The organism is Dyadobacter sp. CY312, assembly GCF_021390535.1.
Classification (GTDB): Bacteria; Bacteroidota; Bacteroidia; order Cytophagales; family Spirosomataceae; genus Dyadobacter.
Genome location: NZ_JAJUXG010000031.1, coordinates 20,901 through 35,263, shown reverse-complemented (window position 1 = coordinate 35,263; position 14,363 = coordinate 20,901). Strand labels below are relative to the sequence as shown.

Annotated in this window: 9 protein-coding genes; 5 read left to right on the top strand and 4 right to left on the bottom strand. The window is 43.8% G+C overall.

Features of this window, described 5'->3' with window-relative positions; all coding sequences use genetic code 11:
• Positions 1-39: 39 nt before the first annotated feature.
• Together LZG71_RS28620 and porQ are read right to left on the bottom strand one after the other, a co-directional pair.
• Complete coding sequence (locus LZG71_RS28620) at positions 40-840, bottom strand: MOSC domain-containing protein (RefSeq protein ID WP_233826415.1); 801 nt, start codon at positions 838-840, stop codon at positions 40-42.
• Positions 841-867: 27 nt separating this feature from the next.
• Complete coding sequence (gene porQ, locus LZG71_RS28615; RefSeq protein ID WP_233826413.1) at positions 868-1,941, bottom strand: type IX secretion system protein PorQ; 1,074 nt, start codon at positions 1,939-1,941, stop codon at positions 868-870.
• 88 nt (positions 1,942-2,029) lie between these two features.
• Here porQ and LZG71_RS28610 point away from each other — a divergent pair, with 88 nt between their 5' ends.
• The 5 genes from LZG71_RS28610 to LZG71_RS28590 all read left to right on the top strand — a co-directional run bounded on the left by LZG71_RS28610 (position 2,030) and on the right by LZG71_RS28590 (position 10,331).
• Positions 2,030-3,589: an acyl-CoA carboxylase subunit beta gene (locus LZG71_RS28610; protein ID WP_233826411.1), complete on the top strand. Its 1,560-nt coding sequence runs from the start codon at positions 2,030-2,032 to the stop codon at positions 3,587-3,589.
• A gap of 367 nt (positions 3,590-3,956) precedes the next feature.
• Positions 3,957-5,231: a Gfo/Idh/MocA family oxidoreductase gene (locus tag LZG71_RS28605; protein ID WP_233826409.1), complete on the top strand. Its 1,275-nt coding sequence runs from the start codon at positions 3,957-3,959 to the stop codon at positions 5,229-5,231.
• A gap of 128 nt (positions 5,232-5,359) precedes the next feature.
• Positions 5,360-8,809: a DUF1080 domain-containing protein gene (locus LZG71_RS28600; RefSeq protein WP_233826407.1), complete on the top strand. Its 3,450-nt coding sequence runs from the start codon at positions 5,360-5,362 to the stop codon at positions 8,807-8,809.
• A 172-nt stretch (positions 8,810-8,981) separates the two neighbouring features.
• Positions 8,982-9,812, top strand: a complete 831-nt coding sequence (locus LZG71_RS28595; protein WP_233826405.1) for a strictosidine synthase family protein — start codon at positions 8,982-8,984, stop codon at positions 9,810-9,812.
• 42 nt (positions 9,813-9,854) lie between these two features.
• On the top strand, positions 9,855-10,331 hold the full coding sequence (locus LZG71_RS28590; protein WP_233826403.1) for an RNA-binding protein: 477 nt from the start codon (positions 9,855-9,857) through the stop codon (positions 10,329-10,331).
• Positions 10,332-10,405: 74 nt separating this feature from the next.
• Here LZG71_RS28590 and LZG71_RS28585 read toward each other — a convergent pair whose 3' ends face one another.
• Positions 10,406-11,596: a nucleoside permease gene (locus LZG71_RS28585; protein WP_233826401.1), complete on the bottom strand. Its 1,191-nt coding sequence runs from the start codon at positions 11,594-11,596 to the stop codon at positions 10,406-10,408.
• 85 nt (positions 11,597-11,681) lie between these two features.
• Complete coding sequence (gene mutS / locus LZG71_RS28580) at positions 11,682-14,327, bottom strand: DNA mismatch repair protein MutS (RefSeq protein ID WP_233826400.1); 2,646 nt, start codon at positions 14,325-14,327, stop codon at positions 11,682-11,684.
• Between the last annotated feature and the right edge of the window lie 36 nt (positions 14,328-14,363).

Genomic DNA, 14,363 nt, shown 5'->3' with positions numbered 1-14,363 from the left:
ACAATTGGTAACCCGCTTTAATGGCGGGTTATTTTTTTATCATTGAGTTTGTAAAATAGCCACGGTATCGTTTTCGCTAATCGCCCCTGAGTTTCTTGCGACCACATTTTGTCCGAAAAGTATTTTGTTGTTCAGTCTGCGGTATGTCGCCAATGTTTTCAAAGGTTCAGGCCCTTTGTTTCCTGTTTCGGGATCAATGGTAGTGAGTACACAGCGTGCACAAGGCTTTACGATCTCAAATTCCAAATTGCCAATTCTGATTTCCTTCCATTCGTCTTCGGCATGTGGTGCAGTTCCGGCTACCACAAAATTGGGTCTGAAACGCTTCATTTCCAGGCTTTCTGATAATTTGCTATTCAGGTTATCCAGTGAAGCTTGCGATATAATCAGGAAGGGGAATCCATCTGCAAAACTCACGTTTTCATCATTTTTGGCATATTTCGGATCCGCTTTGCGCTCAGACCATTCGGGCATTAAAACCAGTCTTACATTTTTGTCAAGTTGCTGGCTAAGCCATACGTCTGCTTGGTCATTAACGGTAAGAGCTACAACTTCATCATCCCATACTTTCACAGAAATTTGCTCCGCAGAAACCGGTTCAAAAGGAATGCTGATGGATTGCTGATCTGATCTGGAAGTGAGTGTAAGTGCATTTGTATCAATAGAAACGTCAATCAAAGCCATTTTTGAATAAGCCCTTTGTGTCAGAAAGATGCCGTCTTCATCGACAATCATCCAACGACGGTCATATTTCAGACCTTTTTCTTCCACTTCTGCCTCCTTAAGTCTGATACCGCCCAGTGACTTCACGGGATAAATCCAGATCTCTGATATATTCATTTTCTAGTTTGTTTTAGTGAAGGTGTCTTATTCTTGAAAATTAACTCTTTCTCTGGCAAATCCTTTTTTCAGGTTCATTACAATAGAAAGCGAACTGCTGCCAAAGCCGGGTGTGTACTGAGCCCGGCCATAACCGATCTCAAATTTTCTGACTCTTAACCAGGCACCAAAAGAGAATCCTGCCAGTGCGCCGCGATCCACAAGCCTCAGTTCCTGTCTCCTTAAATGATCATATCCCAGTAAAATTCTGAAATTGGGATGGAGTAAGGCTTCCGCACCAAGAGCCAAATGACGACCGAGTTTTTCAGCAACACCTACTTTCCTGGGAATCCGTCCTCCGTTATTGTCATAGGTGAAGAACAGATTCGGGTCGTTATAAACCATATCAAATTTATTGAGATGGTGGATGGTAGCTGTAAACCGAATGGGCATATATTGTGGTTTGAGGCTGATGCCAACTCTGACGTCAAGAGGTAGAATAGGATCGCTGGCTGAATTATAATTTTGTTTCAAAAAGCCCAGGTTTTTTACTAAAAAACCAACTGTAAGATCCTGGCGTGGATGTTTGAATAAGCCGCCCCAGTCCATGGCCATGCCCCAGGTGGTATACGATTCAATGGAAGAAGCAACAAGTTTTGCCGTTGCCCCTAAGGTAAAAGCGCCGATGGTGTGGCCGTAACCTGCTGAAATGCCATAGTCCGCCGCCCGAAATTCGCCTACTACATTTCCGATGTCATCGGTCTCCTGCATGGTCCCATAGTTCAGGTATTGGATTCCCGTTGCCCAGGTCCCTCCGGTTCTCTTTAATGTTTTCGCATAAGCAACGTTTACAAATCTGGTATCAGCAAGATAGGGCATCAGGTTCAATGATACGTTATCAGATACGCTCGAATCCAGAAGAGCCGGATTTTGAAGGAAAAGGGCAGGATCATGACCCAATATTGTAAAATGACTGGAACCAAGCGCATTGCTTTTCGCCTGTGATGGTAATTGTAAAAAATCGAGCTTGCTTCTTCCACCTGTTGGCTGCGCAATTGCCGGAACTTTCATCAGCAAAAGGAGAATTGGTAAAATAGAAAAGCGCAATCCGGCCCGGCTCATTGGAATATAATTATTTCCTTAATCAATAAAATTGAGACTATATTTATAACTTGTTCAAAAGCAAATGTAACCATATCGACTGTAATACATGGAACCAGTATCTGCCGCAGCTTCAAAAAAAGAACTTTTAGATAAAAAAAATGCGGAAGCTGCTTTGGGTGGTGGTGAAAAACGTATTAACGCCCAGCATGCAAAAGGTAAACTCACAGCCCGCGAGCGTATTGAAATACTGGTAGACAAGGGTTCATTTGAGGAAATAGGTAAGTTCGTAATGCACCGTAGCAAGGATTTTGGTTTGGACAAAGAACATTATCTGGGCGATGGGGTTGTGACGGGTTACGGAAAAATTAACGGCCGGCTTACCTATATTTTTGCACAGGATTTTACAGTTTTTGGAGGTTCTTTATCAGAAACCCATGCTGAAAAGATTATCCGGATTATGGATCTGGCCATGAAAAATGGCGCTCCTGTTGTAGGATTAAATGATTCGGGTGGGGCACGTATTCAGGAGGGGGTTCTTTCCCTTGCAGGGTATGCCGATATATTTTACAAGAATACCCTTGCATCAGGTGTTATTCCGCAAATCTCCGCTGTAATGGGACCCTGTGCCGGCGGCGCGGTTTATTCTCCCGCTATTACCGATTTTATTCTGATGGTGGAGAATACCAGTTACATGTTTGTGACCGGTCCGAATGTTGTTAAAACGGTTACGCATGAGGATGTGACTTCGGAGGAACTGGGCGGCGCGATGACCCATGCGGTAAAATCAGGTGTAACACATTTTGTCTCACCCAATGAAGTAGAGTGCATTCTGTCTATCAAAAAACTGTTGAGTTATATACCTCAAAACTGTGAGGATATTGCGCCGCGTTATCCCTACCAGGAATCCGATGAGACTCGGCCGGCTCTTGCGGGTTTAATACCTTCGAATCCGAACCAGCCGTATGATATGCGCGAGGTGATCAGCGAACTGGCTGATACGGAAAGTTTTTTTGAAGTACATACAAATTTTGCCGAGAATATTGTGGTAGGCTTTGCCCGCCTGGCTGGCAGGAGTATTGGTATAGTGGCCAATCAGCCCGCGGTATTGGCCGGTGTTTTAGATATAAACGCGAGTCAGAAAGCGGCACGATTTGTCCGGTTTTGTGATTGTTTTAATGTGCCGCTGCTGGTGTTGGAAGATGTACCCGGATTTTTGCCGGGAACGGATCAGGAGTGGAATGGAATCATAAGTAACGGAGCTAAGTTGCTCTATGCTTTTTGCGAAGCTACTGTTCCGAGAATAACTGTGATTACCCGGAAAGCATACGGTGGTGCTTATGATGTTATGAATTCCAAACACATTGGTGCTGATATGAATTATGCCTGGCCTACCGCCGAAATTGCTGTAATGGGTGCGAGTGGTGCCGCTGAAATTATTTTTAAAAAAGAAATAGCCGAGGCTGAAAATCCCGTTGAAAAATTACAGGAAAAAGTAGAAGAGTACACCAGCAAATTTGCCAATCCCTATCGAGCCGCACATCGTGGATATATTGATGAAGTAATTTACCCCGAACAAACCCGGGAAAAATTAATCAGAGCTTTCAGTATGCTCGAAAACAAAGTAGCCACACTTCCAAAGAAAAAACACGGAAATATTCCTCTATAATTGTACAATATCAAGTTGTGCTTAATAATAAATCTTATTGCTTCAATGTAAGTAATTCCATAAGTATTGTACATCATAGAACTTTACCCAAATCCTGCTCGATGTACTTTTTGGTGTATACTGAAATAAGCCAGGTCGAAAGAATGCTGCTATTATAGCCCTCAAGTATTTTTGGGGAGTAATGTACATTGTGCTGTGTGAAATCTGTATTCACAAAACCCTTCGGATTCCTTCTGCTAAGATTTGAAATACAACACTATAAATAAATCAACGATTGCGCATGCTGGCTTTGTTACATTCTGAATATTATCCTAATTTCAGGGCTACTTTTTAATATTTTTTAAATTTCCTAACAACACCTTAACCAATGAAAGAAAAGGAAGGTATATCTGCGTCGAGAAGAAGCTTCATTAAAGGCTCTCTTGCTACGCTTGCCACATTTTCAATAGTTCCCCGCCATGTTTTGGGAAAGGGCTTCATCGCTCCCAGTGACCAGTTGACCAAAGCCATTGTAGGAGTAGGTTCAATGGGCCGCGGACATATTCCTTATGCAGGAACTAAGGTTGTGGCACTTTGTGATGTCGACAAAAAGCATTTGCAGACTGCCGTGGGAATGGTTGAGAAGGGTGTTAAAACGTTTTCGGATTACCGGGAGCTTATACAGCTTCCTGAGGTCGATATAGTACATGTGGCCACTCCGCCTCATTGGCATGGTATCATTGCGGCTGATGCTGCACGTGCCGGAAAAGATGTATGGTGTGAAAAACCGATGACGCGTACCATTGGTGAAGGGAAAAGGCTTGTTGAAGCTGTGAAACAACATGGAAGGGTTTTCAGGCTAAATACCTGGTTCCGTTTTGAGGATAATTTTTATGGAATGAAAACCACTGTGAAGCCAATTAAAAAATTGGTACAGAGCGGCTTGCTTGGATGGCCCCTAAAAGTGACAGTAAGCAAGCATACCGGTTTCGACTGGAAGTTTTATTGGGTTGGTAAAACAAATAATGATCCTCAGCCTGTACCCGCTGAGCTGGATTATGAGATGTGGCTTGGTCCCGCTCCTTACAAGCCATATAGTGCACACCGTGTACATCAGACTTTCCGTGGTTACTGGGATTATGACGGTGGTGGATTAGGAGATATGGGTCAACATTATATTGATCCGATCCAGTATTTTCTGGGCAAGGACGATACCAGTCCGGTAAGTGTGGAAATAGACGCGCCTCAGCAGCATACAGAGGCCGTGGGTACATGGCGTAGGATTACATACACTTATGCGGATGGCTGCCAGATCGTACTGGACGGTGAGGCAAAAGATGAAAACGTAGCTTACATTGAAGGACCAAAAGGCAAGCTGTATCCTAATTTCAGATCAGATATTCAGGATTTGGAGAAAAAACTAGCTGCTTTCCCTGATCCGGAACCTCAGGTAACTGATTTTGTTGACGCGGTTAAAAACAGAAAGAAATTTGCACTGAATGAAGAGAACGGACATCGCTCATGCACAATTGTAAACATGGGGCTGATCGCACTCAGACTGGGCAGGTCTCTTAAATTTGATCCGGACAAACAGGAATTTATTGATGACGAAGGAGCAAACCGCCTGATCGATCAACCGATGCGTGGTCCCTGGACGATGTGATTAAGTCGGGGATAGAACGATCCTTCAATTTCTAGCTGACCAGTTTTTAGCATTTCGCTGAAAGCTATTTGCCAATTCCAATTTACAAAATCTAATCGCTGAGCATGAATCGCTTACAGCTGCTTGATATGAAAAAACACTTATATACTTTATTGGTGCTCTGCCTGATGGTGTCGCAGGCTTTTGCACAATTGGATCAAAACAGAACCACCGCTACCCGAATCGCCGATTTGCTGGCTCAGGTACCTGCTGAAAATGCAGAGGCAATGAAAAAGAATATGCAGGAGCTAGCTGACCTGGGCAAGCCGGGAATCGTACAGATTGCCAGCATGCTCACAGCGCCTGGAAAAGGAGATAATACCAAAATTCAATATGCGCTGGGAGGATTTACCTATGCTGCAACGCAATCAGGAAAAGAAGCGTGGCGTAAAATGGCTGCCGAGGCATACGGTGAGGCGCTTTCAAAAGTAAACGATCCGGATAGCAAAAATTTCCTGATATATCAATTGCAAACGGTTGGTAAGGATGAATCCGTTGACATACTCAAATCTTACCTGACCGATGAGCGCCTGGTCGGACCTGCTTCCCGTGCTTTGGCAAGAATAGGTAGCCAGGCTTCGGGAGCTGCTTTGCTTGCATCGCTGGGAAATGCAAAAGGAGCTGCTCAGGTCGCTATAACAGAGGCATTGGGAGAAAGCAGATACAAAGAGGCGGTGACCGAACTCGAAAAAACAGCTTTGAGCGAAGATGCAAACCTCCGTAAGGTAAGTTTGTATGCGCTTTCTGAAATAGGAGCGAAGTCGTCGGAGAAAATTCTGAGCGCTGCCGCGCAAAAAACGCTATACCGTTATGATGTTACGGATGCCACTGGTGTTTATGTAAAATATCTGGCTCGACTGGTACAAAATGGTGATGGTGCAGTGGCAGAAAAAGCAGCTTTGGAACTGATAAAAAGTACTCCTTCTCCTGAGCAAACTGCAACGCGTTCTTCTGCTCTGAAAATTTACTCGGATAGCAAAAAGCGTGAAAGTGTTCCGTTTTTGGTAAAAGCAATGGAAAGTACCGATCCTGAATATCGTGCAGCGGCGCTGAAACTCGGGCAGAAGTATACCATGGCGAATGGAACTGCTGCCTGGCTTGCTGGCATGAAAAAAGCAAAACCAGAAGTGCAGGCGGAGATTATTACCATGCTTGGCCGTGCAGAGGCGACCGACGCCTTGCCGGTGGTGCTCAAATCTCTGACTTCAAAAGATCAGGTTGTGAGGCTGGCGGCTATCTGGGCCGCTGGTAAAATAGGTCAGGAAGGCAGTGTAAGTAGCTTGGTACCCGTTTTGAAAAAAGGAAATGCGGTTGAAATTCAGGCTGTGAAAAGTGCATTGCTTACCATGAAAGGGGATGGTGTTGTGGACAAGATCGCCACTGCGCTTCCGTCACTGCCAGTTGCAGCTCAGCCTGCTGTTATTGATGTTTTGGCAGCAAGAGCAGCAAGTTCAAAATTTGGTTTGGTAAGTTCATTGCTGAAAAGCAGTGACGCCGGCGTTAAAAAATCGGCTTTTGCAGCATTAAAGTCCCTCGCAACTTCTAATGATCTGCCACAGTTATTTACGTTGCTTAACACAGCACCGGAAGGAGAAGACATATCAGCGATTCAACAAGCAGTAAGCGCGGGTATCAAAGGTTCTGGCAATGTATCAGCACAGAGTGATCTTATCTTGAAACAAATGGCTGGGTCCCCTGCGGCAAGTCAGTCGCGCTATTTGGCCGTATTGGCAAGTATAGGTGGTAAAAGTGCCTTGACGTCCGTTGTGAAATCATACAATACGGGTGATGCGTTGACGAAGAGCGCTGCGATTAATGCACTGTCCAACTGGTCGGATGCGAGTGCGGCAACCGAGCTGCTATCTATTGGAAGAAAAACAACAGATGCAGCGGAACTGAATGCAGCATTAACTGGCTATGTGGCAGCAATTGCGAAGTCGACCAAAACGCCAGTTAACAAGGTAATTATGTTACGGGATGTGATGGCTTTGGCAAAAACAGATGTTCAAAAAGAGCTGATATTGAAAGAACTTTCTAAATATAAAACCTTTAATGCGCTGTTGTTTGCCGGCAGATATCTGGATGAAGCAGGAGTTCAGCAGGCGGCTGCACAGGCAGTGATGAGCATTGCTCTTGCCAATAAAAACTTTTACAGTGCAGAAATAAAAGCTTTGTTAAGTAAAACAGCAGCTGTACTTAAAGGCCAGGATAGTGAATATCAGAAGGAGTCTATCCGTAAACATCTTGCCGAACTGCCATCAGGCGATGGTTTTGTGTCGTTGTTTAACGGAAAAGACCTTACGGGCTGGAAAGGACTTGTAGAAAACCCGATTGCACGTGCCAAAATGAGTGCCGATTCATTGGCCTACAAACAGAAGAAAGCGGATGAAGTGGCCCAGAAAGGTTGGTTTGTAAAGGATGGTGAGCTGGTATTCTCCGGCCATGGAGATAATCTTTGTACGGTAAAACAATACGGAGATTTTGAAATGTATGTGGATTGGAAAATTCAGAAAAACGGTGATGCCGGAATTTACCTGCGTGGTACACCTCAGGTGCAGATCTGGGACACATCACGCGTTGATGTAGGGGCACAGGTTGGTTCAGGTGGCCTCTACAACAATACAAAGAATCCGAGTAAACCGTCCAAACTTGCCGATAATGCTATTGGCGACTGGAATACGTTCCATATCACCATGATCGGAGACCGCGTGTCTGTTGATTTGAACGGAGAAAATGTGGTTGATAATGTGATCCTTGAAAACTATTGGGATCGTAAATTGCCAATTTTTCTGAAAGAACAAATTGAACTGCAAGCGCACGGAAATGAGATCAATTACAGGGATATCTATGTTAGAGAAATACCGCAGGCAGAACCTTTCATACTGTCTGAGACCGAGAAGAACGACGGCTTCAAAATTCTCTTCGACGGAACCAACATGCACGAATGGATAGGCAATACCAAAGCTTATTTTATCGAGAATGGTGTAATGATGGTAGATCCTAAACGAGGAGGTAACGGAAACCTCTACTCAAAAGAGGAATACGGCGACTTCGATTTCCGCTTTGAATTCCAGCTAACCCCGGGTGCTAACAATGGGTTGGGAATTCGTACACCGTTGGAAGGGGATGCAGCTTACGTAGGAACTGAAATTCAGATACTCGACAATGACGCTGATATTTATAAAAACCTGAAAGAATATCAGTACCATGGATCTGCATATGGCATCATTCCGGCCAAACGCGGTTTCTTAAAACCAGTTGGTGAGTGGAATTATGAAGAAGTGCGTGTACAGGGTTCAAAAATTAAGGTGACTTTGAACGGAACCGTAATTCTGGATGGTGATCTTGCAGAGGCAAGCAAAAATGGAACGGTTGATAAAAGAGAGCATCCTGGTTTGAGCAGAATCAAAGGACACCTTGGTTTCCTGGGACATGGCTCGCCACTCAAATTCAGGAATATTCGCATCAAAGATCTGAACGAAGTTGCTGCACGTCCGGCTCAAATGAAGGCTCCTAAAAACACGAAGAAGAAAAAATAGAATCAATAAATTGTATTCGAAAGACCCGGCAGATCTAAAAAACTGTTCGGGTCTTTTTGTTTTGAATATTGGCCTTCTATAATAATCGTGGGCATATTTTTTTCTGTAATAGATAGTATAAAATTCTCTTGAAGTAGCTTTCATTAATTTAAATGAAAAAATAGGATACAACATGAAATGCAGGCATTTATTACTCGGCGCAGCTTTGACCACATTCACCACCATGTACGCGCAGGCGCAGCATTCATTGGTAAAGCTGTGGGAAACAGAAGCATCACTTCCAATTCCTGAATCGGTGCTATACAGCGCGACAGATAAACTGTTATACGTGGCTCAAATCGATGGGAAATCGGGAGAGAAGGATGGAAAAGGTGGTATCGCGAAGGTAGGTCTGGATGGGAAAATTATTGCTCAAGACTGGATTACAGGGCTGGACGCTCCAAAAGGGATGGGGAAAATTGGCAATAAGCTATATGTTGCCGATGTGACAGCGGTTGTTGAAATTGACATCAAAAGTGGTAAGATCATCAAAAAACATGAGGTTGAAGGTGCCAAATTTTTGAATGATCTTACAATCGACGCGAAAGGGAACATTTATGTTTCTGATTCGGATATGAAGAAAGTTCACCTGATTAAAGACGGTAAAATCTCTACGTATTTTGAAGATCTTACCAGACCGAACGGTCTGCTTGCCGTCGGGTCTGATCTGCTGATCGCAGACAGTGGTGCACTGAAAAGATTGAGCAGTGATAAAAAAATCACGGTCATTGCCGAAGGAATGGATAAAAGTACAGACGGGATTGAACAGGTCAGGCCGGGAGAATACATTATGTCCTGCTGGGCTGGTGTGGTATACTATGTGACTGATAAAGGAGCAGAGAAATTGCTGGACACCAGTGCTGACAAAATTAACTCTGCGGATATTGGTTATGATCCGATCAAGAAAATTGTGTATGTGCCCACATTTATGAAAAACAGTGTTGCTGCTTATCAGTTAAAATAAATATATTTATAACTTAATCAATCTAAAAAAACAGGCATTTCCATGGACATTTTTGTTGGGAGTCTTTCTTTTAAGTTAAAGGAAAGCGAGTTGCGTGAAGCTTTCGAAAAATTTGGTGAAGTGAGCTCCGCAAAAATAATTATTGACAAAATCACGCGTCAAAGCAAAGGATTCGGATTTGTAGAAATGCCTGACGAAGAGCAGGCAAGGCTGGCTATAAGTGAATTGAATGGACAGGAAATGTATGGCAGACCACTGGTTGTGAATGAATCGCAGAAAAAAGATGCGGCTCCAAGAACCGCTGACAGTGGCAGACCTCGCAGCGATGCGCCGAGAAGTTTTGGTAAAGACAAACCAGCCGGTGGCGGTTACAGTGGTGGTGGTTATGGAGGTGGAAGCGGTGGCTACGGTGGAAAACCAAAGTCAGATTATGACCGCGACCGCTCAGGTGGAAGAGGTGAATATAAAAAAGGCGGCGGTTCCAGAAGAGGTGATAGCAGAGACAGAGACGATTGGTAAAAAATATACTTTTAATAGAAATGGTCATGAAGCCCGGCTTCATGACCATTTCTATTTTATATCCACCTGCTTTGTTAAGAAGTAGCCTTGACCTTGTTGTCTTTAAAGAACAAAACCAATAACACCAGTACCACTGCTGCAATCGCCGCAGGAATCATCCAGATCGAAGTCCAGTCTTTCACGCCGTTGACCGTATACATATCGGCAACCATACCTGCAATCCAGGATCCGATTCCCATTCCGATACCAAGCGTAGCCAATGTGATCAAACCCTGAGCAGATGAGCGGTATTTTTCGCCTGCTTTGCTATCGGTATAAATCTGTCCTGTAACAAAGAAGAAATCATAACAAACACCATGCAGAATAATGGCGATATACAGCAGCCATTCGTTTTCAATGCTACCATAACCGAAAGCCATAAAACGTATGATCCAGGCTACCAATCCTACAATAAGTATCCATTTAACACCGAATTTTCTGAACGCAAAAGGAATAAGCAGCATGAATACAAATTCAGAAGCCTGGCCAAGCGACATCTTATTTTCAACGTTTGTCATACCTGTATCCGTGAGTGACGGATTCGCCATTGCATAATAAAAGGACAACGGAATGCAGATTAACAGCGATGAGAAAAAGAAAACAGCAAATGACCGGTCTTTAAATAACTTAAACGCATCGAGACCTAAAATGTCAGAAAATGATGTACTAGTGCTTGGCTTTGGCGGGGTGTTGGGTAAAAAGAAAGAATAAACGCCCAGAATTGCCGCCGCAAACATGGATAGTCTGAAAATCATTACACTGTCTCCAAAACCATAATATCCTACGATATTTGACACAACGATCCACGCTACGGTTCCCATTACACGAATAGGTGGAAAATCCTTTTCGGAATCTCTTACATGCTGCATCGCTATAGATGTAGTGAGTGCCATGGTAGGAGCAAACGTGATACAATAGGCCAGTATCACCCAGAAAAACGTATCCGGATCGGTTACGCCTGTTATCACATAAAGCAAAGCAGCTCCAACAAGGCTGAATACACCGAGCACTTTCTGGGCTGCGAAATATCGATCTGCAATCATTCCCACAAAAAACGGTGCAATGATCATAGCGATTGAGAATGCCGCATAAGCATTCCCGACTTGTGCGCCGGTTGCACCAAGTGCGGTGAACATGTATTTACTCATTTGGCCATACCACGACCCCCATATAAAATACAGGAGGAACATCATAGCCATCAATTGAAAACGCGTTGTATTCTTCATTAGCGGGATTAGGTTAATAAAAGTCTAAAATTAATCGGTATTTTTAATAGATAACCTTTGGTTACAATTTGCTGTGATCTTTCTTTTATTTCTTAATCATTTTCTGAAATTCATTCAATTTCAAAAGTGCTTCAATCGGTGAAAGCGTATTCACATCCACGAGCGTTAGCTTTTCTTTCAACTCTTCAAGTCTTGGGTCTGCCGGTTCAAAAATACTAAGCTGAAAATTATTCTTTGGAATTTCTTTCACCCGCTTTTTATGTGCTTCGGTTACATGGTCCTTTTCAAGATGCTGCATAATTTCACTGGCCCTTAAAACGATGGGCTGGGGCATACCGGCAATTTGAGCAACATGAATACCAAAACTATGAGCGCTTCCGCCTGGTTTCAGTTTGCGAAGAAATATCACCTTGTTGTCAACTTCCTTTACTGCAACATTAAAGTTTTTGATGCGGGGAAAGTCATCTGCAAGCTGATTTAATTCGTGATAATGAGTTGCAAATAATGTTTTTGGCTTGTAACTCGGTTGGTTGTGCAGGTATTCCGTAATTGCCCAGGCAATGGAAACGCCATCGTAGGTGCTTGTACCGCGCCCGATTTCATCCATCAACACCAGACTTCTGTCACTTAGATTATTGAGAATGCTGGCCGTTTCAGTCATTTCCACCATAAAGGTACTCTCTCCTCTGCTCAAATTGTCGCTTGCTCCAACCCGGGTGAATATTTTATCAACAAGCCCTATACTTGCAGCTTTTGCAGGAACATAACTCCCCATTTGTGCCATGAGTACGATCAGTGCAGTTTGGCGCAGCAAGGCCGACTTACCCGCCATGTTGGGTCCCGTAATAATGATGATTTGCTGTGTTGTGTCGTCCAGATAAAGATCATTCGGCACATAAGCTTCACCCAGAGGAAGTTGTTGTTCTATCACGGCATGCCTCCCATCCTTAATGTCCAGTTCCTTACCTTCTGTAATGACAGGTTTGACGTAATTATTCTTTCTGGCAATAGCCGCGAACGAACCCAATGCATCCAGCGTAGAAATCACGATAGCGTTCTGCTGGATTGTACCTACATATTCAGCAGCTGTAAGCACTATTTCGTTGAAAATCCTAAATTCAATGGTAGAGATTTTATCCTCGGCATTCAGAATTTTTTCTTCATATTCTTTGAGTTCGGGCGTGATGTAGCGTTCAGCATTTACGAGCGTCTGTTTACGGATCCAGTCGGCTGGTACCTTGTTCTGATGTGCATGAGTCACTTCCAGATAATACCCGAATACTTTATTGTAGGCGATTTTGAGCGAGCCTATACCGGTTCGTTCAATTTCACGATTTTGAAGTTTTAGCAAATAATCTTTGCCTTCGTAAGAAATGGCATGCAGTTCATCCAGTTCAGGATCCACACCGCTTTTGATCATGCGCCCCTGGTTGGAAAGTACAGGCGCGTCGTCCCGCAATTTCGTCTCGATCTGGTCGATAAGGAAATTACATGGATTGAGCTGATCGGAATATTTATTCAGAATGGCGTAAGCCAGTCCGGATTCTTTTGATTTGGCTTTTTTATCTTGCTCAACGAGTCCGGCCAAAAGATCCTTGATCGGCCCGATTTGTTTCAGCGATTTTTTCAGTTGAACCAGTTCGCGAGGATTAATACGGCGCACCGCAACTTTGGAAATCAATCTTTCAAGGTCTCCAATTTGTTTGAGATACTGAGTGACAGAATCATGAAAGTCTTCCCGCTTCAAAAAGTGTTCAACGGTATTGAGCCGTTCTTCTATCGGAAGTTTGTCCTTTAACGGCAAAACCACCCACTTTCTGAGCAATCGCGCCCCCATGGGCGTTACCGTTTGATCCAGAATTTGAATAAGCGGAACACCGCCTTCCTGTTGGGGATACACCAGTTCAAGGTTACGAACAGTGAATCGATCCAGCCAAACGTATTTTTCTTCTTCCAAACGGGTAACGCGGCTGATATGGCTTACTTCCTTATGCTCAGTTTCCCGCAGATAATGTAAGATCACACCCGCAGCAATGATCCCCATCGGGAGATTTTCTATACCAAAGCCTTTCAGCGTAGTAGTCTGGAAATGGGAAATCAACTGATCATAGCCGTATTCATACCCAAAACACCAGTCTTCCAGCTGAAACGTATGATATTTTCCTCCAAAGAGCTGGTTGAATTCCTGTTTGGTTTTTTTACAGTATAATACTTCCGCCGGTCCAAATCCCTGCAACATTTTATCAACATAGGCAGCATTGCCCTGTGATGTCATAAATTCACCCGTTGATATGTCCAGAAAAGCAACGCCATAAAGATCATCCGAACCTATGTGAACCGCGGCCAGATAGTTGTTTTTTCTGACATCCAGCACGTTGTCGTTTAATGAAACACCGGGAGTTACAAGTTCGGTTACACCGCGTTTTACAATACCTTTTGCTGCTGCCGGGTCTTCAAGTTGGTCACAAATGGCAACACGTTCGCCGGCTCTCACCAGTTTGGGCAGGTAGTTATCCAGGGAATGATGAGGAAATCCGGCCAGTTCTTCGTGCGAACCTCCATTATTTCTTCGTGTGAGTACAATGCCAAGAATTTTTGATGCACGGATGGCATCTTCGCCAAAGGTTTCGTAAAAATCGCCAACCCTGAATAGCAGTAATGCACCTGGATATTTGGCTTTGATCTGGTTATATTGTTTGTTAAGCGGGGTTTCCTTACGTTCCTTTGCCAAGTATTTTTAAGTTAAAGGTATGCCGGATAACAGCCA